Here is a 20,329-nt window from a genome sequence, read left to right as displayed (position 1 = left end):
CACGGCCCATAATTCGTCCGCGTCCGTGTCTGCGGCTCGAAAGGCTGCAGAGTTCAGCCGGTGTAAGTGAATTAGACCATCGATTTGAGGGGGCCCAATTGGGGGTGCTCCCTCAGAACCCCCACCGTCCCCAGCCTGGTCCGGGTTTTTCCAAGTAGGCCGGGACATCCTCGAACCATCCCAATTGGTCTCAACCGTCCCAATCGAAAGGAGGCCCGGTAATGACCGTGTCCACACGAAATGTCCTGCTACTCGGAGGCCTCGGCGTTGTGGGAGCAGGCGCCCTTTCGCTCCCGCGGAGCGAGGTGGAGGCCAAGTCCGCCAGCCGGCTGAGCGCCGCAGAGATGCCCAAACCGTTCCAATCGGCATTCGTGAAGCCGCCCGTGCTGGCTTCGGACAAGGTGGAAGTGGACCCCGCCGACGGCAAGCCCGTCAACTACTACACCCTGACTGAGAAGGCGGCCATGGCGTCCATCCTGCCGCGGCTCCAGACACCGATCCTGGGCTACAACGGGATTTTCCCCGGCCCCACGATCAGCCTGGACCAGGGCACCAAGGCGGTGGTCCGGGTCCGGAACCAGCTTCCGGCAACTCACCCGAACGACGGCCACGTGCTCTCCACATCCACACACCTGCACGGTTCAGCCTCGCTGCCGCAGTTCGACGGGTATGCCAGTGACGTCACCCATACCGGGTTTTTCAAGGACTACCACTACCCGAACTTCCAGCCAGCCCGCACGCTCTGGTACCACGACCACGGAGTGCACTTCACGGCACAGAACGCCTACTCCGGCCTGGCAGCCCAGTACCACATGCACGATCCGCTGGAACGGCAGCTGCTTCCGCAGGGCGACTTCGACGTGCCGCTCATCATTTCCGATGCCATGTTCGCCGCGAACGGCGCCCTGGGCTATGACGACAACACCCACTCGGGTCTGTGGGGGGACGTCATCCTGGTGAACGGCAAGCCGTGGCCGGTCATGAAGGTCCAAAAGCGCATCTACCGCTTCCGGGTCCTGAACTGCAGCATCTCCCGGTCGGTGCGGCTCACGCTAAGCACCGGGGATCCGCTCATCATCGTAGGGACCGACGGCGGCCTGATCCCCACTCCGCAGAAGGTGGCCAACTACCGCCACGGCGGGGCGGAACGGTACGAGGTTCTCATCGATTTCCGGAAGTACAAGACCGGCCAGCGGATCGAGATGCGGAACCTGTCCAACCCGAACAACGTTGACTACGACTTTACCAACAAGGTGATGGCCTTCGACGTCACGGACGAGCCCGTCAACACGGGCGACCCCACCTGGAACACGGTGCCAGCCCAGCTGGCGCCCGGAAATGAGGTCATGGCGTTGACCGAGAAGCAGGCCACGAAGGTCAGGAAGTTCCGGGTCAAACGGAACGACGTCACCAACATGTGGACCATCGACGATGACAGCTGGCAGGACGTCATTGCCAGCGGCTACAAGAAGGCAGCCGCCGAGGTGGACCTCAACGCCGTCGAGGTCTGGGAAATCGAGAACAAATCCGGCGGCTGGTTCCACCCTGTGCACATCCACCTCGTGGACTTCAAGATCCTGAGCCGGAACGGCAAAGCCCCGTTCCCCCAGGAACTCGGACCCAAGGACGTTGTTTACGTGGGCGAGAGTGAGACGGTCCGCCTGCTGATGAAGTTTGGTCCGCACCGCGGCCGCTACATGGTGCACTGCCACAACCTGCCCCACGAGGACCACGACATGATGGTTCAGTTCAGGGTGGGGCTGAAGGAAGATGACAACGACCCCAACGACCCGATGACGGCGGCGCTGCCCCAATGGGACGGCTAGCGGCGCACAGGGCCGACCCAAAATCCGGGCCGGTCCCCGACAACAAAGCCGTAACCGGAAACCCTGCCGGATCCGTCCGGCAGGGTTTTCGGCGGAAAACAATTACGACGGCGGTGCTGCTGGCCGCCTGTTTGCTCGCCTCGCGCCTGTGGCTGCTGGAGCCGGTGACGGTCAGTTCCGAGAGCATGGAACCGGCGCTGCCCAAGGGCAGCACGGTGCTGATGTTCAAACCGGGTCCGGCGCTGGGTTCACTCAGGGCAGGAGACCTGGTGGTTTTCACAAGTCCTGAGGACGGGAACGCCGCCGTGAAACGGGCCATTGCCTTCGCCGGGCAGACCGTTGCCATCGAGGACTCGGTGCTGGTGGTGGACGGGGTTCCACAGGCCGAGCCGGGGATCAACCACAGCCGCATTGACGGCACCTACTTTGGTCCGGTCACGGTGCCGGCCGGGCACGTCTTCGTCCTGGGCGACAACCGGGCGGGTTCCATCGATTCGCGCATCTACGGGAGTGTGCCTCTGGCATCGCTGCAGGCTACGGTGCTGTGGCCCTTCGGCCGCTGATGCGGCGCCCAGGCGCTGCCCCTGCCAAAAACACCCGCACCCAAAAAGGTAAGTATGCTGGGAATCATCGTGGCGGGCTTCCGGCTGGCCGGGATGGAAAAGCATCGGTGACGGCAGCGGAGGAAGTCATGAAAGCATCCCAGACTTTGGCCAGCAATCTTCAGAAGGTTCTCACCGACCTGATCGAGCTGCACGTTCAGGGCAAGCAGGCACACTGGAACCTTGTGGGCACCAACTTCCGCGACCTGCATCTGCAGCTGGACGAAATCGTCGACAGTGCCCGGCTGCTCGCCGACCAGACCGCTGAGCGGATGCGGTCCCTCCATGCGCTTCCGGACGGCCGGAGCGCCACCGTCTCGTCCGGCACCAGGCTGGAGCAGTACCCTGCCGGGCTGACCGTCACCAAGGACACCGCCAAACTCATCACCGCGAGGCTGGAACAAACGGTCAGGACCATCCGCGACGTGCACGATGAGGTGGATGAAGAAGATCCCACGAGCGCGGACCTCCTGCACGAGGCCATCACCCGGCTCGAACAGCTGGCATGGATGGTGAACGCGGAAGTGATGCCCGCCTCGGCGCCGGTGACCGCACCGGAGCAGGAATAGCAGCGCCATGATCCGGCCATCCCAGCCCGTCCGCCTTAGCCCGGCGGAAGCCCGTACGGCAGGCGGCGAACCCGAATCTTCACTCGACCTCGAGCGGTTGCTGGACAGGGTTGCCTCCGCCGTGGGGGATGTCACCTCCCTGCTGGCCATCGCCCAGCAGGCCGGCCGTAGCGCACCGAAGCCGGGTGACGGGCAGACTGCACAACTGTGGGAACTGTTGGCGTCGGTAGCCGCAGTGGACGTGGCCGCCGCCAGGGTGATGGAGCCGCACCTGGATGCCGGTGCCATCCTGGCCCAGGCCGGGACACCGGAAGCATTCACCGGATCGTGGGGAGTGTATGCAGCCGAGGCCCCCGGAACCCGGCTGACGGCCGGTCCGGCGGCCGGGCGCGTTGACGGGCCGTCCTCTGGTAACGGGCCGTCACCTGCTGGCGGACAATCCTCCGACCAGACCCAAGCGGGAGCAGCAGAAACCGGCCGGGCACAACCCAGCGGGACAGCTTCCGGCGTACAGCTGACCGGCTCCAAGCCGTGGTGCTCGCTGGCCCAGTTTGTGGACCACGCCGTGGTGACCGCGCACACCGAAACGGGCGGCCGTGCCGCCTTTGCCGTCGACCTCCGGGCCGCCGGGGTCACGTGCGATGTGCCGGAATGGACCAGCCGCGGACTGCGCGAAATCCCCAGCGGAACGGTCCACTTCGACAGAGTGCCGGCCGTGCCGCTCGGCGGCGACGGGTGGTACTTCCAGCGCCCCGGCTTTGCCTGGGGCGGCATGGGCGTCGCCGCGTGCTGGCTCGGCGGCGCGGTGGCACTCGGCCGGCACTTCGAAGCCGCGCTCCTGCGGGGCGCCAGGTCCCAGCGTGAGCCCGACCAGGTAGCGCTCGCCGCCATGGGCGAAGTGGACCGGATCCTGACCTCCACTATCCAGTACCTCGCCCGGGCAGCTGACTCCGTGGATGCCCAGCTCAATGGCGGCGCCGTCGGCGGGTGGAGCGAGGCGCTACGTGTCCGGGGGACTGTTGCTTCCGCCGTCGAACGCGTCCAGCTCCTGGTGAGCCAGAACCTGGGACCTGGCCCCCTGGCCTTCGACGAACGGTATGGCAAGTGCATGGCGGACCTGTCCCTCTACGTGCGGCAGCACCACGCCACCCGTGACGACGCCCAGCTGGGCGCGCTCACGCTCAAGGGGGAGCACGCGTGGTGACGTTCTCGCACACCGATGCCGGCACGGACGAGGCGGCCTGGGCGGCCAGCAGCCTGGACACGATCGGCGAACTCCCGCTGGATTCGGCCGAGCTGGCACGGATGGAGTTCGTTGTCCTTGTTGCCCACCCGGACGACGAATCGCTCGGCGCCGGAGGGCTGCTGGCCCGGCTCACGTCGGCCGGTGCGCACGTTGAGGTGCTGCTGTGTTCGGCGGGGGAGGCGTCCCACCCGGACTCGCCCACGACGACGCCTGGGCAGCTTGCCGCAGTCCGCCGGGAGGAGTTCGCGGCTGCCATGGCCGCGTTCGGGCTGGCGGAGCACTGGCAGTTCCTGAACCTCCCGGACAGCGGGCTGGCCCGGCACCGCGCCCTCATTGCCGAACATCTGGCGGCAGTTATCGGGCAGGGCCGGGAAGACGTGCAGCGCAGCGTGGTCATTGTTGCCCCGTACCGCGGAGACGGACACATCGACCATGACACCCTCGGTGCCGTCGCGGCGGAGACCGCCGAAGCTGGCGGCCACGGGCTGCTGGAATATCCCATCTGGTACTGGCTGTGGGCCACGCCTGGCGACACTGCCTGGCGGAACTGGCTTCGGCTGCCCCTGAGCTCCGGAGAACAGCGGATGAAGCGTGAGGCCCTGCACGCCCATGCCTCCCAGCTGGAGCCGCTCTCTGAGCAGCCCGGCGACGAGGTACTGCTGTCAGGGCAGTTTCTTTCGCACTTCTCCAGGCCCTTTGAGGTCTTCGCCTGGCAGCCCCCGGTCACCGGCAGGCGCAGCGCCGGGGATGCCGAGGCGGTCTTTGATGCCCTGCACCTCAGCGCCGAGGATCCCTGGAGGTACCAGGACAGCTGGTATGAGCAGCGCAAGCGCAGCCTGACGCTCGCCGCGCTCCCTGAACAGAAGTACGACGCCGGCATGGAGGCCGGCTGCTCGATCGGCACCCTGAGTACGGAACTGGCACAGCGCTGCGGGAGGTTCCTCGCCGTGGACGCCAGCGGGACCGCCGTGGCGCGGGCCGGCGAACGGCTCGCCCGGTACCCGGGCGCTGAAGCCAGGCAGCTGACCCTGCCGGAACAGTGGCCGCCAGGCAGCTTTGACCTGATCGTAGTCTCCGAGATGGGCTACTACCTTGCGCCGGCCGAACTGGAGGAACTGTTCACCCGGATCTCGGCGTCCCTCCTCCCGGGCGGAACGCTGCTGCTCTGCCACTGGAGGCATCCGGTTTCAGGCTGGGAGCTCGACGGCGACGCGGTCCACACGCTGGCACGGAGCCAGCTCGGGTGGCCATCGGCCAGTGTTTACCGGGAGCGGGACTTCGTCCTCGAGACGTTCATCCGGCCGGAGGCTGGGCCTGATTCCCGGCCGGAGGCTGCGCGTGACGGCGGATAGTTCCCGGCCGGTCATCAACCGCGTGGAGGTGGTGATGCCGGTCCATAACGAGGAGCACCACCTTGGAGCAGCCCTGCATGCGCTCGGCGTCGCGACGAAAGCCCTGGCGCGGAACGGCCCTGCAATAGCCGCGGGTATCACTGTTGTCCTGGACCACTGCACCGACCGTTCGGCGGAGATCGCGGCCCGCTTCGCTGGTCCGTACGTCCGATCAAGCGCCGGTCTAAGCACCGGCGTACGGATACTGCACCGGAGGTTCCGCAATGCGGGCGCCAGCAGGGCAGCGGGGGTGGCAGCAGCCCTGGGGGAGACCGGCCCGGGCCCTTGGGAAAGCGCGGAACTCCTGGAAAGTCCGGGCCGTCTGGAAAGCACGGCTCCTCTGGAAGGCGCTGGCGCTCTGCATCTGGAAAGTACTTGGCTGGCGAACACGGACGCCGATTCCCGGGTTCCCGAGGACTGGCTCGTGCGCCAGTTGGAATTTGCGGACTCCGGCTGGGACGTGGTGCTGGGTTCCGTGGAGCCCGACTCCACCGGCATGGAACCCGAGCTTCTGCGCAGCTGGCGCCTGAGGCATCCGCAGGAGGAAAGGCACAGTAACGTCTACGGCGCCAACCTCGGCGTGCGTGCCTCGGCATACCGGCAGGCTGGCGGATTTCCCCCGCTACGCTCCTCCGAGGACCGTGCCCTAGTGGAACAGCTGCGGCGGCGAGGCTTCGCCGTCACCGCCACGGACAGCACCCGCGTAATGACCTCCGGACGGACGATCGCCAGGGCGCCCCACGGTTTCGGCGCTTACCTCCGTGCGCTGGGTGTTGAAACGGCCGCTGCCCTCCGGAGCGGCTGACGCGTGATGCAACCGCGTCAGAACTGAACACCACGCCAAAGCGGAATACCCCCCGTCCAAACGGAACACCCGGTCCAAACGGAGCAACCCGTCCAAACGAATCCGGGCAGCCGCCTGGTGGCAGCTGCCCGGTTCGCCTCCCTTGCTACCTGCCATCACCCTTGTCCCGGCGTGAATTGTCCTGGCGGGCGGAGGCTTCACTGCTGCCTTTACGGCCGCCGTCGTGCCTTCCGTCCCGGCCGTTGGCGGCCTTGTCGCTGCCGTCCGGGCCGTTGCCCTGTTCGCTGTATTTCTCGCGCAGTTCGCGCCCCAGCCGGATATCTTCCTCTTCCTTCTCCTGGAGCTTGTCGCTCTTCTTCGTGTCCCGGGGCGGAAGCTGGAGTGTTTCCTCGGCTTCGATGCCCGCCTGCAGCTGCCGGCCGCGTTCCATTTCGGCGTCGAACTCCGCGCCGAAAAGCAGGGACATGTTCAGGATCCAGAGCCACAGAAGCATGACGATCACGCCACCGATGGCCCCGTACGTCTTGTTGTAGTTGCTGAAGTTGCCCACGTAGAACCCAAAGCCGACAGAGGCCAGCACGAAGATCAAGAGGGCGATAAGGGAACCGATGCTCATCCAGCGGAACTTTGGCTGGCGGATATTGGGAGTGGCGTAGTAAAGGACGGCGATCACCACGATGACCAGCGCAACAATGACCGGCCATTTGGCAATGTTCCACACAGTGAGGAACACCCCGCCCAGGCCCATGACATTGCCGATGGCTTCGGCCACCGGCCCGCTGATCACCAGCATCGCGGCGAGCAGCGCAACGATGATCACGGAGACAAGCGTCACGCCGAGCATGGTGCCGCGCAGCTTCACGAAGCCACGGCCTTCATCGATTTCGTAGATGCGGTTCATGGCCCGGCCGAACGCGGTCACATACCCCGAAGCGGACCACAGTGCTGTCGCGAGGCCGATGAAGAGTGTGAAGCCGGCAGCCGGTGAGGTGGTCAGTTCCTGGATGGGCCCCCGGATCATCTCCACAGCCTGGCCGGGCGCGATGCGCTGGACGATTTCCAGGAGTGCCGCCGTCGTTTTTTCTGCTTGTCCAAAAATGCCGAGCAGCGAAACGAGCGCAAGCAAGGCGGGGAAGAGGGAGAAGATGGCGTAATAGGTAAGCCCGGCGGCGAGGTCGGGGCACTGGTCCCCGGTGAATTCACGCAGGGTCTTCCGGAAAATGTATTTCCACGACGGCTTGTCCAGGTCCGGAGGACTGTCCGGCTTTCGCGCATCATCGGGTGCAGGCGCGGTGTCCGCCTTTGCTGTGCTGGTTTCCGGGGCTTCTTTCGTAGCCATGAGGCATCCTTTCGTTCGCGGGCAGGACGACGTGTTCCGGCGGAGCGGATGGTTTCCTGCCCGCTATCAGGGGGTGGGGCTCGCAGGGCGTGCAACAGGTCGCATCAGGTTTGGGTCGCTTACAGGCAGGGCACCTAGAGTCCTGGCGCCCTGGGCGGGTTGCGCCGGTCCAAGGTGAGCGGGTCGCTTCCCAGCGGATCGTCGGCGGGCTGCTTCCCACCCAGCGGATCGTCCGCCATCCGGGTGTTCGACTGCGGGCTCTCGGCCAGTTGTCCGGAAGCCAGCGGGTTGGGGTCCTGCCCGCTGCTCCGGGCGCGGGCCCCGGCTTCTTCAGCACCGGTCTTCTCGGATCCGGGCAGGGGAGCGTCGGGCGGGGAAGCGCTAGGGCCCTGCGGCTGTTGGTTCTCCGTCATGGTCAATCCCTCTCCAACATGTGGCGGTGCCGAGTACACCCGGCAACCACTCGCTATAAAATAGTAAGCATGGTTACTATTAGATCGTAAGTACCCTGATTGCCGCTAGTTCAATCGGCCGCTCTCCGGTGGCGTCGTGCCGGTACCAGCGGCCGGACCCTCCGGATAATGACGTGCTGGAAAAGAGAGAGGTGGATCCACGGTGGACCCAACTGCCTGGATTTGGATCGTCGTTGTAATCGTTGTGATCGCGCTCATTGCGGTGCTTCTGATGTCCAGCCGCAAGCGCCGGGAGGCATTCCGGCAGAAGCGCGATGAGCAGAACCGCCAGCACGCTGCCGAGATCCGCAGGAAGGCGGAGAACGCCGACCTTGAGGCGCGCGAAAACGAAGCCAGGGCCATGCATGCCAAGGCCGATGCCGAGAAGGCACAGGTTGAGGCGGCGCGGCTTCGCCAGGAGGCCGAACAGCGGCAGTCGACCGCGCAGGACCTGCGGACGGATGCCGAGAAGCACCAGTACAAGGCGAACGCGCTTGACCCGGATGTGGACGATGACGGCAACCGGCGCGATGAAGCGCGGGCGGATGCCGGGCATGAAGATCTTCGGGCCGCGGATGCGCGCGACGCGGGCTCGCGGGCCGACGACGTACGGGCGGATGATGCGCGCAGCGTCGATGCCCGCGATGTCGACGCCACCACGGACGCTACCAGGCGGAACACGCCGCGCGAATAGCCGACGACGGCCGTTAAGCCGCCGGCGACCGTAACCTACCGGCGTCGTCCGTTTAGCCCTGCCCCAGCGAGGGGGCGGCGAAGCCAGCGCCGGCGTAGGAACGTCAAGGGGCTGCGCCGCGGTTTGAGCGGCGGGGACGCCGGCACGCCGGCGCCCTTACCCATGCCCTTTATCACTTCACGGATGGCCTCCAGCGACGGCGTTTGCGGCTCCCAGCCGAGCTCGTTCCGGATCCGCCCGGTGTCCATGATCGGTGCGCCAGCCGCCATCTCCACCCATCCCGAGTCTGTCTGCTGCAGCCGCAGCCGCCAGGTGGCACCGACGAAGGCGTGGAGCGCGCGGACCGGGACGGGGAGGATCCTCTTGGCGGAAAAGAGCCGGGCCAGGTTTTGCGGGGTGACCACTGGCTCGGCCGCCACATTGAAGGGGCCGCTGGCCCTCCGCTCAAGCACACGCCAGTACGCGTCCGCGACGTCGTTGGCATGCACCGCCTGAAAGATCAGTTCCTCGGGAATCGGCAATAGTGGCAACGCCGGCCGGCGCGGGACGAATCTCGGGTGCACCCACCCCAGGAAATACCTCCCGATTTCGCTTCCCGCCTGACCCTGGAAGATGAGCCCGGGGCGCAGCCTGGCCACGGCAACCGACGGATTATCCGCCGCGAACCTGTCCAGCAGCTTTTCCTGCTCAGCCTTGTCCCGGCTGTAATGTGAGCCCTCCATCCCTCCGGCAGGCCAGGATTCATCAACCCGGCGGTCCTTGGGTGCCTTACTGTATGCCCCAACCGAGGAGGCGCACACCACATGGTTGACTCCGGCTTCCCGGGCAGCCGCCAGCATGTTCGCAGTGCCGGTGACATTAGTGCGGTGCAGTTGCGGGAGGTTCCGGTTCGGCTGGATCTGCCAGGCAAGGTGCACCACTGCATCGGCTCCGGCGAAAGCCTTGGCCAAGTCCTGCGCCGCGCCCTCGGCACCAACGTCCAGGGAGTGCCACTCGACGCCCGCATAGGGCGGCATTGAAGTGTCCGGCGTGCGGCGGCTGATGCCCACCAGTTCCAGTCCGTCGGGGTGTTCCCGTCCGGCCCTCTGAAGCCTGCGGAGTAGTGCTGTTCCCGCATTGCCGCTGGCACCCGTGATCGCGATACGCATGAAATGCCCTTCGTCCATTGCCGTGGAACCCCAAAGTCAGGCAGTCTGGTGACAGTAGCTTGGCCTTGGTGCTTCTTCGAGCCTATCGTCTCGAGCCATTGTGTAATAAGCACACTTATGATTTCCTTCTTCTAAGTCTTGCCGCAGGCTTTCTCGAGATCCCGATCGAAGGAACCCCGACAATGCCAGAAACTCCGCCCTCCTTGTCCATGACCGGCCCACCGCAGGCAGCCTCCCAGCCTTCGACCCAAACGGGCCGGCTGCACGATGCCTTCCAGAACCAGCTGGTACTCAATTACCTTGACCTGGCGGAGTCCCTTGCCTCGCGGTACGCCGCTCGAGGACGGGAACGTTCAGACCTGGTCCAGGTGGCTTATCTGGGACTCGTCAAGGCAGCGCGGGGCTTTGACGCAGAGAAGGGCGAAAGTTTTCCCGCCTACGCCGCACCCACGATCAGCGGCGAACTTAAGCGTTTTCTGCGTGACCGGTGCTGGACTGTCCGACCGCCGCGGCGGGTCCAGGACGTCCGCACACAGCTCCTGCACACGGCCCCGGACCTGGCCCAGTCACTGGGACGGACACCGTCGGCTCAGGAACTTGCAAGCGAGCTGGGCGTCAGCACCGCGGAGGTGCGGGAAGCCCAGGCGGCAGGCAGCAGCATGCATCCCGACTCGCTGGACAGTCCGGACCCGTGGGGCGGGCCGACGATGGGCGAGGGGCTGGTCTCGCCCGACCAGCCGATCGAGCACCTCGAGGAACTGGTATGCCTCAATGAAGCCATCCAGGAACTGGAGCCGGACGACCGCGAGATGCTGTACCGGCGGTACTTCCGGGAGGAGACCCAGATGGAACTGGGCAAACGGTTCGGCATTTCCCAGATGCAGGTATCCCGGCGCCTGTCCCGAATTCTGGTGTGGCTTCAGCACCGGCTGCTTGACGAGGAGGGCCGGACCGTGGGCAAGCTCGGCCGGGTGCCGGCCAGCCAGGAAAGTGCCGCCGCGCCGGACAGTGCCCCCACAGCTCAGCGCAGCGGAAGCCTCCCAACAGCATCCAGGACATCTTCCACCGAAACCGCCAGCAGGGCCGGATCCGGCGTGGCCGCGAAGGTGTCACCGCGGCGCGCCTGAGCGTCTGTCAGCACAATATGCGGCCCCGGCGGCGGGCCCCAGACCTCGGCCGGGGCGGGACCGAAAAGCACCACCGAGGGCCGCGAATACGCAGAGGCCAGATGTGCCGCGCCCGTGTCTGCGGAGACCACCAGCCGGGCCTCTGCGATGGCGGCCATGAATTCGGCCAGCCGCAGTTTTCCCGCCAGGACCTGTGCTTCCGGTAGCCCCGCAAGCCGTGCAACGTCCACGGCCCGGGGCCTTTCCCCTGAGCTGCCGGTGAACACGACCCGGTGGCCATCCTCCGAGAGCGTGCGGGCTACTGCGGCAAAGCGGTCCTCCGGCCAGAGCCGGCTGCCATAGGCGGCTCCTACGTGCAGCACCGTGGCGCCCGGGCAGGGGCTGGGAAGGGCAGGCGGGAGAAGGCGGAAATCGTCCGGTTCGGCGTCAATGCCATGCCACTGCAGCAGCCTGGTCCACCGCTCACGCTCATGGATGTCCTGCATCCACTCCGGGCCGGGCCGTGCAGATGTGCGGTGGCCAACGATCGTCCTGGGGCGCACGGCGGCGAGCCGTGCCTCGCTTTCAGGTCCGCTGCCGTGCAGGTTCACGGCGATGTCCACCTTGCCTGCCTCGATGGGAATGGGAACATCAAGGCCGTGGGTCGGAAGCAGTTCGTAGCCCCCCACCAGCTCCAGGGCGTCCTCCAGCCAGCCCTGCGCCGCGTACAGCAGGCGGTGTTCCGGATAGGCGCGGCGCAGGGCGCGCAGCGCGGGAACGGCAACCAGCAGGTCGCCAAGCTTCAGGGCCCGCAGGACCAGCAGGACTGGTTGTTCGTGCTTGCCGTTCGGTGCTTCCACTGAGGCCTTCCTCGTCTTCGGGCGGCCCGGCTGGCCCGCCTGTCGAGGATTCTAGCCGAGAAGAAGTACGCGGCCTTTTGTTTAGGTCTCAGGTGGGCGGGGAACGAAGGGGATATGGCAACTGCTGCTTCTACGCTCAAGGCCGTGCTGTTCGACCGGGACGGGACGCTGGTGTTTGACGTGCCTTACAACGGCAATGCGGAACTGGTCAGGCCACTGCCCGGGGCACGGAAGGTCCTCGACGAGGTGCGCGGCCTGGGCCTGGCCACCGGCGTGCTGAGTAATCAGTCAGGCATTGCCCGCGGCCTCCTCACCCAGGAAGAGGTGGACAGCGTGAACGCCCGGGTGGAGGACCTTCTGGGACCTTTTGACGTTTGGGAAGTCTGTCCGCACGAGGCCGGGGACGGCTGCCGGTGCCGCAAGCCGGCCCCTGGAATGATCCAGAGCGCGTGCCGGCGTCTTGGCATCGACCCGTCAGAGGCGGCGTTCATCGGAGACATCGGCAGCGACGTCGAGGCGGCCGCGGCCGCTGGTGCATGCGGTGTCCTTGTCCCCACTCCCCAGACCCGGCCCGAGGAAGTCACAGCAGCCCCAGAGGTTGCCGCGGACCTCGAACAGGCCGTTTCCCTGTTGCTGCAGGGAATGCTGCTCCGAGGACCGGCATGAGCCGGGTCCTGGTGGCCAGGCTGGACAGCGTCGGTGACGTTCTTCTGGCAGGCCCGGCGGTCAGGGCCGTGGCGAACGGACGGCGGGCCGACGGCGGCAGCCCCAACGACGTCGTCGTGCTTTGCGGGCCGCAGGGCCAGTCGGCCGCCTCGCTGCTGCCCGGCGTCGCGGACGTTTTTGCTTGGGATGCCCCGTGGATCAGCAATCCTGCACCGCCGGTGACAGGCCCGCACCTGGACTCGCTGGTGGGCTTTGTCCGGAATTCCCGCATCACCGAAGCGGTTATCCTCACGTCTTTCCACCAGTCGTCTCTTCCCTTGGCGCTCCTCCTGCGGCTGGCCGGTGTGGAGCGCATCACCGGGGCTTCCACCGACTATGCCGGCTCCCTCCTGGACGTCCGTCTGAGACCCGGCGAGGACTTTCCAGAGGACCAGCCGGAGTCCGTGCGGGCGCTGGGCATCGCCCGCGCGGCGGGATTCCGGCTCAAGACCGGAGACGACGGAAAGCTGATGGTCAAGGATCCTCCGGCGGTCCGGCACTTGGTGGGGGACGGGCCCTATGTTGTGGTCCATCCGGGCGCCACGGTGCCGGCCCGGGCCTGGCCTCCGCTGCACCATGCGGCGGCCGTGGAGCTGCTGGAGGGCGCCGGCCACAGGGTAGTCGTCACCGGGGGCCCGGGTGAGACAGCCCTTACCGCAACGGTGGCGGGCCCTTCGGCCATCGATCTGGGCGGGCGGACTGACCTTTCCACCCTGTCCGGTGTCCTTGCCAATGCTGACGTTGTGGTTACCGGAAACACCGGACCTGCGCATCTGGCAGCCGCGGTCGGAACCCCGGTGGTGAGCCTGTTTTCGCCCGTTGTGCCCGCCGTCCGCTGGGCGCCGTACGGCGTTCCGCTGGAACTGCTTGGCGACCAGAATGCACCATGCAGGCTGAGCCGCGCACGCATCTGTCCGGTACCGGGACATCCCTGCCTTAGCTCTGTCTCGCCAGAACAGGTGGTGGAAGCGGTCGAACGCCTGCTGAGCGGGGTCTCCTCGCTCAGCACACGGAGAAAGGTCCGGAAACGATGAGAATTTTGCTTTGGCACGTGCACGGGTCGTGGACGGACGCATTTGTCCGCGGCCGGCACGAGTACCTGCTGCCGGTCCTGCCGGAGGGCGGTCCGTGGGGGCTGGGGCGGGCGGGCCGGAACTGGCCAGCCTCCGTGCGGGAGGTCACGCTCGCCGAGCTGGACGCCGGCAGCATTGACGCCGTGGTGCTCCAGCGTCCGGAGGAAGCCGGGGAGGTCAGACGCGTCCTGGGCCGCCGGCCCGGCACCGATCTTCCCGCTGTATTTGTGGAACACAACACCCCCAAGGGCGATGTTCCTTTCACCGTCCATCCGCTCGGGGAGCAACGCGAGATTCCGATTGTCCACGTGACGCATTTCAACGAGCTGTTCTGGGACAGCGGCCGCGCCCCGACCAAGGTCATCGAGCATGGCATCGCGGACCCCGGCTATCTCTATACAGGCGAGGCCCCGGAGCTGGGCGTGGTGGTAAATGAACCGGTCCGCCGCGGACGGGTGACTGGCACGGATTTGCTGTCCCGCTTCGCCACCACAGCCCCGCTCCAGGTCTTCGGAATGGGAGGTGATGGGCTGGCGGAGGCCACGGGCATTCCCGGGCCGCGGCTAACGGTCCGGGGCGACCTGAAAACCGACGAGCTCCACCGCGAACTCGCGCGCTGCCGTGCTTACCTGCACCCACTCCGCTGGACCTCCCTGGGGCTGGCGCTGCTGGAAGCGATGCACCTCGGCATGCCGGTCCTGGCGCTGGCCACCACCGAGGCGTCCCGGGCTGTCCCGCCTGAGGCGGGCTGTATCTCCACAGATGTTGAGGAGCTGCGCCGGTGCGCCCGGCTGCTGGTCAACGACCCCGAGGAAGCCCGACGGCGGGGTAAGGCGGCACGGGAGGCGGCCCTCGAGCGCTACGGACTTGAGCGGTTCCTCGCCGACTGGGACCAGGTGCTGGCCGATCTGGTGCCGACACATCGGGGGGACGGTCCGCAGCGGGGGTCTGAGGAGGTGGCTGCATCCGAGGATGCAGCCTCAGAGGGGTCCGGGCCGGATGCCCTGTCCGCGGCGCGAGAAAGGAATACCCATTGAAGATCTCAATGATTTCGGAACACGCCAGTCCTTTGGCAGCGCTCGGCGGAGTGGACGCAGGCGGCCAGAACGTGCACGTGGCCGCGCTTTCATCAGCGCTGGCCCGGCGGGGCCATCGCGTGACCGTGTACACCAGGCGCGACGCGCCGGATCTGCCTGCGAGGGTGCGGGTGCATCCGCGGCTTGAGGTAGTACACGTGGACGCCGGCCCGGCCGAACATGTGCCCAAGGACGAGCTCCTCCCTTACATGGGGGCCTTGGCGGATGGCGTGGTCCAGGACTGGGGTGACTCGCCGCCGCATGTGGTGCACGGTCACTTCTGGATGTCTGGCGTCGCCGCGCTGGACGCCGCACGGCGGGAGGCCGGCGGTTTCCGGGTTCCCGTGGTGCAGACCTTCCACGCGCTGGGCACCGTCAAGCGCCGCCACCAGGGTGCCGCCGACACCAGTCCGGCCGAGAGACGGTTCCTCGAACCGTCCGTGGGCCGGTCGGCTGACCGGATTGTGGCCACCTGCTCTGACGAGGTCTTTGAACTGAGGGCCATGGGGATTGATACCCGCCGGGTTTCCATCGCCCCCTGCGGAGTGGACCTGGAGCTCTTCTCCAGCGGCGGCCCGGCCGACGTTCCGGCCCGGTCGCACCGCATCCTTTCCGTTGGCCGGCTAGTTCCCCGCAAGGGCGTGGACCTTGTGATCCGCGCGCTGCCTTATCTGCTGAAGGATGGGTTCGACGACGTCGAGCTGCTCATCGTGGGCGGCGGTGCCGATGAGGGCGGGCAGGATCCGGAGGCGCGCCGGCTACTGGACCTGGCCCGGGACCTCGGCGTGGCGGCCCATGTGGAGCTCAGGGGCCAGGTGCCCAGGGAAGCCATGCCCGGCATCTTCCGAAGTGCGGACGCTGTGGTCTGCACTCCCTGGTACGAGCCCTTCGGCATCGTTCCCCTGGAGGCCATGGCGTGTGGCGTTCCGGTGGTCGCCGCGGCGGTGGGAGGCCTGACTGACAGCGTCGTGGACAGGGGAACCGGCCTGCACGTGCCGCCGAAGGACCCTGAAGCCATTGCAGAAGCCATCGGCACCCTGTTGGCCAGCCCGGACCTTCGCGCAAAACTCGGGCGGGCGGGCGAGCGCCGGGCGAAGGCCCGCTACTCGTGGAACCGGGTGGCCGCGGAAACCGAAAAGGCCTACCAGCTGGCAATCGCAGGCTCTGCGGAGGCAGGCAGCCTTGAACCGATGGAAGGAGCGGCACTGTGACTCCGGAATCCCTGCGGGAGGCCGAGCTTCCCGCCATGCCCCGCGTCAGCGATCCGCGCGGCTTCGCTGAGAACCCCGCTGGGCACGAGATCGCGCTGTCCTCTCCGGAGGCCCCCCGGGACGAAGCCGTCCTGGGCTCGCGGCATGCTGTGCGGACCCACTTGGAAAACGTCCTGCCCGCTTTGCGGTCCCTGGAAAGCCAGGCCGACAAACTGGCCGGCTGGGGCGTGGAGCTGGCCCAGCGCTTGCTTAGCGGGCAGAGGCTGCTCGCTGCCGGGAACGGGGGCTCCGCCGCCGAAGCGCAGCACCTCACGGCGGAACTTGTGGGCAGGTTTGACGGCGAGCGGATACCCTTTTCCGCGATCTCCCTCCACGCCGAAAGTTCGGCCGTCACGGCCATTGCCAACGACTACGGCTACGCTGAGCTCTTCGCCCGGCAGGTCCGCGCCCACGGCAGGTCCGGGGACATCCTCGTGCTGCTGTCCACGAGCGGCCAGAGCCCCAACCTGCTCCGTGCAGCCGAAGCAGCAGCCAGGCTGAACGTGACCACATGGGCCCTGACCGGTCCGGCGCCCAACCCGCTGGCGTCCTGCTGCGACGACGCCGTGGCCATTGATGCCATTTCGGCCAACGCGCAGGAAGGGCACCTGATTGCGCTGCACGCCATCTGCCGGGCCTTCGAAGCCGAGGTGGCCCGCAGGGGCCAGGGCGTTTCCGGGCCGGAGGCTGATCGCGGATGAGGATCACGGTGGTAGGCGACGTCCTGCTGGACGTGGACCTTTCCGGTGAAGCAACGCGGCTGTGCCCCGACGCACCCGTACCCGTGGTGGACGTCTCCGATGTCCGGCGCCGGGCCGGCGGTGCCGGGCTCGTGGCCCGCATGCTGGCCCACGACGGCCACCGGGTCAGCTTGGTGACTGTGCTTTCCGACGACGACGCCTCCCTTGCCCTGGAAGGCGCGCTGGCCGGCGTGCGGGTCGTCTCCGGGCCCTCCGGGGCCAGGACACCAGTAAAGACGCGCGTCAGGGCGGGCCGCCAACCGGTGGTGCGGGTGGACGAGGGCTGCGAGCGGCCGGAAGTGCCGGCGGCCACCCCGGGCATGCTCAAGGCGCTGGAGCAGGCCGAAGTGATCGTCGTGGCCGACTATGGCAGGGGCGTTGCCGCAAATCCGGACATCCGGGACGTGCTCGAAGCCCGCGCCGGCGACATCCCGATCGTGTGGGATCCCCATCCCTCGGGTGCTGCCCCCGTGCGCGGCGTGGCCGTGGTGACCCCCAACCTGTCCGAGGCCGCCAAGGCCGCGGACTCCGGCGCCGGAACGCCCGTGGCGGTTGCCGCCGTCGGCAGAACACTGCTGGACCGCTGGCAAAGCCAGGCGGTCCTGGTGACCATGGGGGAGTTGGGCGGCCTGCTGTCCCGGCCCGGCGCCTCGCCGGTGACCATCCCGGCACCTCCCACCGAGGTCACCGATCCCTGCGGCGCGGGCGACCGGCTCGCGGCCAGCCTGGCCGTCCACCTGGCGGAGGGCCGCAGCCTCAGCGACGCCGCCGAACTGGCGATCAACGAAGCGGCCGCCTTCCTCGGCGCCGGCGGGGTGGCGTCCCTGCCGGACCGCCAGCGGCCGGTCTGGCGCCACAGCCGCGGGGAGGACGCTATCGGAATGGCCCGGCGGGTTCGTGCCAACGGCGGAACGGTCGTGGCCACCGGCGGCTGCTTCGACCTCCTGCACGCCGGCCACGCCCGCACCCTGGCGGCGGCCCGGGCCCTCGGCGACTGCCTGATCGTATGCCTGAACTCGGATGAGTCGGTGCGCCGGATCAAGGGAGAGCAACGGCCCATCGTGAGCCAGCAGGACCGGGCCGAACTCCTGCTGGCACTCGAATGCGTGGACGCCGTCCTGGTCTTCGGGGAAGACACCCCCGAGGACTGCCTGGAGACCCTGCGGCCGGACATCTGGGTGAAGGGCGGCGACTACCGTGCGTCGGAGTTGCCGGAGGCCGGGCTGGTCGAGAGCTGGGGCGGGCGCTGCGTGACGGTGCCGTTCCACCAGGCCCGGTCTACCTCTGTCCTCGCGGATGCGCTGGCGAAGGTCAGCTGAGTAGCGTCAGCCAAACTGCTGCACGATCTTGCAATTCGACCCGACTGAAAGGAACACCATGACTGAATCGACTATCCGGCCCGGCCGGGTCCTGGTAACCGGCGGGGCCTCGGGACTGGGGGCCGCCGTCGTCGATGCCGTGCTGAAAGCCGGAGGAACCCCCGTGGTGCTGGACCGGGACATCCGGAACGTCTCCGCGGCCAAGGCCTTCGAAGTGGACGTCTCGGACCGCGTTGCGGTGACCGAGGCTGTGCGGCAGGCCGCGGAAACCCTGGACGGGCTGGATGCAGTGGTCACAGCGGCCGGCATCGACCGCTGCGGCAAGCTGGAGGATGTGGCCGCGGACGAGTGGGAGCGCGTCATCGGGGTCAACCTGATGGGCACTGTCTCTGTCGTCCGGGCTGCCCTCCCGTATTTGAAGGCATCCCGTGGACGGGTGGTCACCATCGCGTCAACGCTTGGCAAGCGGGCCCTGCCGGAGGCCACCGCCTACTGCGCCTCAAAATTCGGCGTCGTGGGCTTCAGCCACTCATTGGCGGCTGAGACAGGCGGCGAGATCGGCGTGACCACCATGATCCCCGGCGGCATGAAGACGCGCTTCTTCGACGACCGCGCCGAACAGTACAAGCCGCAGGACGACTCACGCCTGAACGACCCGGGCAACGTGGCGCAGGCCATTTTGTTCGCGTTGTCGCAGCCCATCGGCTGCGAGGTCCGCGAAATGCTTATCTGCCACGAGGAAGAGGGCTCGTGGCCGTGAGCTGGAGAACATCCTCGTAAACCTCGGAGGGTTCGACGGCCTTCACGGTGGACTCGTTATGCGGGCACCGGGGGGCCGTCCACCCGACCTGGGTGACGTCCACTCCGCACACCTCGCAGCGCGTGGCCCAGCCGAGGTGGATTCTGTGCATGCTACGTCCAAGCGGTGCGGCGTTGATGGCATTGCCCGTCCAGAAGATGCCAACGGTGGGTGTGCCCAAGGCCTGGGCGAGGTGGCGGGGTCCGCTGTCGTTCGCCACTACGGCGGCGCTGCGGGCCAGCAGCGCTGCGAGCTCGCCGAGGCTGAGTTTTCCTGCGAGTGACTCAACGGCCGGGCGGGCGTCCTGAACTTGTCCGGTGCTGGTCTGGGCAGTGCCGGACTGCCCTGTGCCGGTCTGTTCGGCGGCGAGCTCCACCACAGTCTCGGCCAGTTCCTTTTCGCTGCTGTCGCCCACCACATATACCCGGAAGCCGTCGTCGACGGCCCTCCGGGCCACCGCGGCGAAGCGTTCCGCCGGCCAGCGCCGGCGCTCATCAGTGGCGCCCGGATGGATCACGAGCACCTCGTGGTTCCCGGGCCCGGCGTTCCCGGGCCCGGCGTTGCCGTGGCCCGGACCGCCGTTTCCCAGCACCTCCTGCTCAAGCTGCCGGTGAAACTCCGGGAGCGCCTGGAGCCTGGCCTCCAGCTCACGGGGAGGGGCGCCGGCGAATCCCGCGACCTCGAGGGCCCGGAGCGGCTCATGCTGGTAATACAGGTAGGGCACAGTCCGCTCCAGCCGAGCGGCGTCCGCAGTCCTGGTGCCCACGGTGTGGCGGGCGCCGAGGCGGAGCAGGAACGGATTGGAGTACCGGCCCCCGCCGTGCAGCTGGACGGCCAGATCAAAGTTCCTGGCGCGCATCCCGGCAAAGAACCGCTCCAGTTCGTCTTCGTCTTCCGGGCCCGGGCGGACCCCTTCGGAAAAAGGCAGAATCACCGTCTCATCCACTGGTCCCACGGTCTGGGACAGCAGTTCAGCATGGACCGGAGTGCCCAGCAGTGTGACGCTGGAGCCGGGGTAGGCGGCCTTCAACGCTGCCACGGCCGGTAGGGCAAACATCAGGTCACCCAGCCCGCCGCCGCGGAGAACGGCGATGCGGGAGATGCCGCTGAAGGCTTCCAAAACGGGGCCAATTCCCTGCCCGGTAATGCGTGCTCCGCCGAAGTCGGCGTTGAAGAGTTCCATGGATCAGCCCTCTCGGTTCCGGATGCGTTCAGGTCGGGACGGGTTCAGTGGAGCCACCATACGGTGCATCGGCCCCGTATTGCCAGCTCATTGTGACCCGGCCCGCCAGCTCTGAAACTCCTGTACCTAGCGGGTGTAAACCCGTT

General features: G+C 67.3%; 20 protein-coding genes. 15 read left to right on the top strand and 5 right to left on the bottom strand.

Going from position 1 to position 20,329, the window contains the following annotated elements:
- Positions 1-221 precede the first annotated feature (221 nt).
- The 6 genes from ABIE00_RS21160 (at position 222) to ABIE00_RS21135 (ending at position 6,439) form a co-directional block, all read left to right on the top strand.
- The gene (locus ABIE00_RS21160) at positions 222-1,826 is read left to right on the top strand and encodes a multicopper oxidase family protein (protein ID WP_354262611.1); all 1,605 of its coding nucleotides are present in this window, start codon (positions 222-224) and stop codon (positions 1,824-1,826) included.
- Positions 1,827-1,927: 101 nt separating this feature from the next.
- On the top strand, positions 1,928-2,389 hold the full coding sequence (gene lepB, locus ABIE00_RS21155; RefSeq protein WP_354263470.1) for a signal peptidase I: 462 nt from the start codon (positions 1,928-1,930) through the stop codon (positions 2,387-2,389).
- A gap of 128 nt (positions 2,390-2,517) precedes the next feature.
- Complete coding sequence (locus tag ABIE00_RS21150) at positions 2,518-2,997, top strand: Dps family protein (protein WP_354262610.1); 480 nt, start codon at positions 2,518-2,520, stop codon at positions 2,995-2,997.
- A 7-nt stretch (positions 2,998-3,004) separates the two neighbouring features.
- Positions 3,005-4,201, top strand: a complete 1,197-nt coding sequence (locus ABIE00_RS21145; RefSeq protein WP_354262609.1) for an acyl-CoA dehydrogenase family protein — start codon at positions 3,005-3,007, stop codon at positions 4,199-4,201.
- On the top strand, positions 4,195-5,595 hold the full coding sequence (locus tag ABIE00_RS21140) for a PIG-L family deacetylase (RefSeq protein ID WP_354262608.1): 1,401 nt from the start codon (positions 4,195-4,197) through the stop codon (positions 5,593-5,595). Before ABIE00_RS21145 ends, ABIE00_RS21140 begins: the two co-directional genes overlap by 7 nt.
- Positions 5,582-6,439, top strand: a complete 858-nt coding sequence (locus ABIE00_RS21135; RefSeq protein WP_354262607.1) for a glycosyltransferase family 2 protein — start codon at positions 5,582-5,584, stop codon at positions 6,437-6,439. Before ABIE00_RS21140 ends, ABIE00_RS21135 begins: the two co-directional genes overlap by 14 nt.
- 145 nt (positions 6,440-6,584) lie before the next feature.
- Here the strand turns inward: ABIE00_RS21135 and ABIE00_RS21130 are convergent, their stop codons facing one another.
- Complete coding sequence (locus ABIE00_RS21130; protein WP_354262606.1) at positions 6,585-7,778, bottom strand: YihY/virulence factor BrkB family protein; 1,194 nt, start codon at positions 7,776-7,778, stop codon at positions 6,585-6,587.
- A 134-nt stretch (positions 7,779-7,912) separates the two neighbouring features.
- Positions 7,913-8,191, bottom strand: a complete 279-nt coding sequence (locus ABIE00_RS21125) for a hypothetical protein (RefSeq protein ID WP_354262605.1) — start codon at positions 8,189-8,191, stop codon at positions 7,913-7,915.
- Positions 8,192-8,393: 202 nt separating this feature from the next.
- On the opposite strand from ABIE00_RS21125, the gene ABIE00_RS21120 reads away from it, so the two are divergent.
- Entirely contained in the window at positions 8,394-8,924 is a 531-nt protein-coding gene (locus ABIE00_RS21120; RefSeq protein WP_354262604.1) for a hypothetical protein, read from the top strand.
- A 35-nt stretch (positions 8,925-8,959) separates the two neighbouring features.
- On the opposite strand, the gene ABIE00_RS21115 is transcribed toward ABIE00_RS21120, so the two are convergent.
- The gene (locus ABIE00_RS21115) at positions 8,960-10,072 is read right to left on the bottom strand and encodes an NAD-dependent epimerase/dehydratase family protein (protein ID WP_354262603.1); all 1,113 of its coding nucleotides are present in this window, start codon (positions 10,070-10,072) and stop codon (positions 8,960-8,962) included.
- Between the two features lie 182 nt (positions 10,073-10,254).
- Here ABIE00_RS21115 and ABIE00_RS21110 point away from each other — a divergent pair, with 182 nt between their 5' ends.
- Entirely contained in the window at positions 10,255-11,199 is a 945-nt protein-coding gene (locus ABIE00_RS21110) for a sigma-70 family RNA polymerase sigma factor (protein WP_354262602.1), read from the top strand.
- Here ABIE00_RS21110 and ABIE00_RS21105 read toward each other — a convergent pair.
- Entirely contained in the window at positions 11,094-12,038 is a 945-nt protein-coding gene (locus ABIE00_RS21105) for a glycosyltransferase family 9 protein (RefSeq protein ID WP_354262601.1), read from the bottom strand. The two genes, ABIE00_RS21110 and ABIE00_RS21105, sit on opposite strands and share 106 nt — an antisense overlap.
- A 114-nt stretch (positions 12,039-12,152) precedes the next feature.
- Between ABIE00_RS21105 and ABIE00_RS21100 the strand changes: the two genes are divergently transcribed.
- From ABIE00_RS21100 to ABIE00_RS21070, 7 genes are read left to right on the top strand one after another with little or no spacing between them, the layout of a single operon-like run.
- On the top strand, positions 12,153-12,704 hold the full coding sequence (locus ABIE00_RS21100; protein WP_354262600.1) for a D-glycero-alpha-D-manno-heptose-1,7-bisphosphate 7-phosphatase: 552 nt from the start codon (positions 12,153-12,155) through the stop codon (positions 12,702-12,704).
- Positions 12,701-13,777, top strand: a complete 1,077-nt coding sequence (locus ABIE00_RS21095) for a glycosyltransferase family 9 protein (RefSeq protein ID WP_354262599.1) — start codon at positions 12,701-12,703, stop codon at positions 13,775-13,777. The genes ABIE00_RS21100 and ABIE00_RS21095 overlap by 4 nt, the downstream gene beginning before the upstream one ends.
- Positions 13,774-14,853 carry a glycosyltransferase gene (locus ABIE00_RS21090; RefSeq protein WP_354262598.1) on the top strand — a complete coding sequence of 360 codons (1,080 nt, stop codon included), beginning with the start codon at positions 13,774-13,776 and terminating at the stop codon, positions 14,851-14,853. Before ABIE00_RS21095 ends, ABIE00_RS21090 begins: the two co-directional genes overlap by 4 nt.
- Positions 14,850-16,103, top strand: a complete 1,254-nt coding sequence (locus ABIE00_RS21085) for a glycosyltransferase (RefSeq protein WP_354262597.1) — start codon at positions 14,850-14,852, stop codon at positions 16,101-16,103. Before ABIE00_RS21090 ends, ABIE00_RS21085 begins: the two co-directional genes overlap by 4 nt.
- Positions 16,100-16,843, top strand: coding sequence for a D-sedoheptulose-7-phosphate isomerase (locus ABIE00_RS21080; protein ID WP_354262596.1), 744 nt, complete (start codon positions 16,100-16,102; stop codon positions 16,841-16,843). Before ABIE00_RS21085 ends, ABIE00_RS21080 begins: the two co-directional genes overlap by 4 nt.
- A complete protein-coding gene (gene rfaE2 / locus ABIE00_RS21075; RefSeq protein ID WP_354262595.1) occupies positions 16,840-18,201 on the top strand; it encodes a D-glycero-beta-D-manno-heptose 1-phosphate adenylyltransferase in 1,362 nt (453 codons plus the stop codon). Before ABIE00_RS21080 ends, rfaE2 begins: the two co-directional genes overlap by 4 nt.
- A 58-nt stretch (positions 18,202-18,259) precedes the next feature.
- The gene (locus tag ABIE00_RS21070) at positions 18,260-18,961 is read left to right on the top strand and encodes an SDR family oxidoreductase (RefSeq protein WP_354262594.1); all 702 of its coding nucleotides are present in this window, start codon (positions 18,260-18,262) and stop codon (positions 18,959-18,961) included.
- Here the strand turns inward: ABIE00_RS21070 and ABIE00_RS21065 are convergent.
- The gene (locus tag ABIE00_RS21065; RefSeq protein WP_354262593.1) at positions 18,927-20,183 is read right to left on the bottom strand and encodes a glycosyltransferase family 9 protein; all 1,257 of its coding nucleotides are present in this window, start codon (positions 20,181-20,183) and stop codon (positions 18,927-18,929) included. The genes ABIE00_RS21070 and ABIE00_RS21065 overlap by 35 nt on opposite strands.
- Positions 20,184-20,329: the final 146 nt, after the last annotated feature.

This window comes from Arthrobacter sp. OAP107 (assembly GCF_040546765.1).
Taxonomy (GTDB): Bacteria; Actinomycetota; Actinomycetes; order Actinomycetales; family Micrococcaceae; genus Arthrobacter.
Note: the sequence above shows the minus strand (reverse complement) of the source record. Positions and strands in the feature narration are given on the sequence as shown.

Bases quoted from the DNA above. Each gene is read 5' to 3' on its own strand.
- ABIE00_RS21160 (WP_354262611.1), top strand. From the start codon at position 222: ATGACCGTGTCCACACGAAATGTCCTGCTACTCGGAGGCCTCGGCGTT.
- ABIE00_RS21150 (WP_354262610.1), top strand. From the start codon at position 2,518: ATGAAAGCATCCCAGACTTTGGCCAGCAATCTTCAGAAGGTTCTCACC.
- ABIE00_RS21145 (WP_354262609.1), top strand. From the start codon at position 3,005: ATGATCCGGCCATCCCAGCCCGTCCGCCTTAGCCCGGCGGAAGCCCGT.
- ABIE00_RS21130 (WP_354262606.1), bottom strand. From the start codon at position 7,778: ATGGCTACGAAAGAAGCCCCGGAAACCAGCACAGCAAAGGCGGACACC.
- ABIE00_RS21125 (WP_354262605.1), bottom strand. From the start codon at position 8,191: ATGACGGAGAACCAACAGCCGCAGGGCCCTAGCGCTTCCCCGCCCGAC.
- ABIE00_RS21115 (WP_354262603.1), bottom strand. From the start codon at position 10,072: ATGCGTATCGCGATCACGGGTGCCAGCGGCAATGCGGGAACAGCACTA.
- ABIE00_RS21110 (WP_354262602.1), top strand. From the start codon at position 10,255: ATGCCAGAAACTCCGCCCTCCTTGTCCATGACCGGCCCACCGCAGGCA.
- ABIE00_RS21100 (WP_354262600.1), top strand. From the start codon at position 12,153: ATGGCAACTGCTGCTTCTACGCTCAAGGCCGTGCTGTTCGACCGGGAC.
- ABIE00_RS21095 (WP_354262599.1), top strand. From the start codon at position 12,701: ATGAGCCGGGTCCTGGTGGCCAGGCTGGACAGCGTCGGTGACGTTCTT.
- ABIE00_RS21090 (WP_354262598.1), top strand. From the start codon at position 13,774: ATGAGAATTTTGCTTTGGCACGTGCACGGGTCGTGGACGGACGCATTT.
- rfaE2 (WP_354262595.1), top strand. From the start codon at position 16,840: ATGAGGATCACGGTGGTAGGCGACGTCCTGCTGGACGTGGACCTTTCC.
- ABIE00_RS21070 (WP_354262594.1), top strand. From the start codon at position 18,260: ATGACTGAATCGACTATCCGGCCCGGCCGGGTCCTGGTAACCGGCGGG.
- ABIE00_RS21065 (WP_354262593.1), bottom strand. From the start codon at position 20,183: ATGGAACTCTTCAACGCCGACTTCGGCGGAGCACGCATTACCGGGCAG.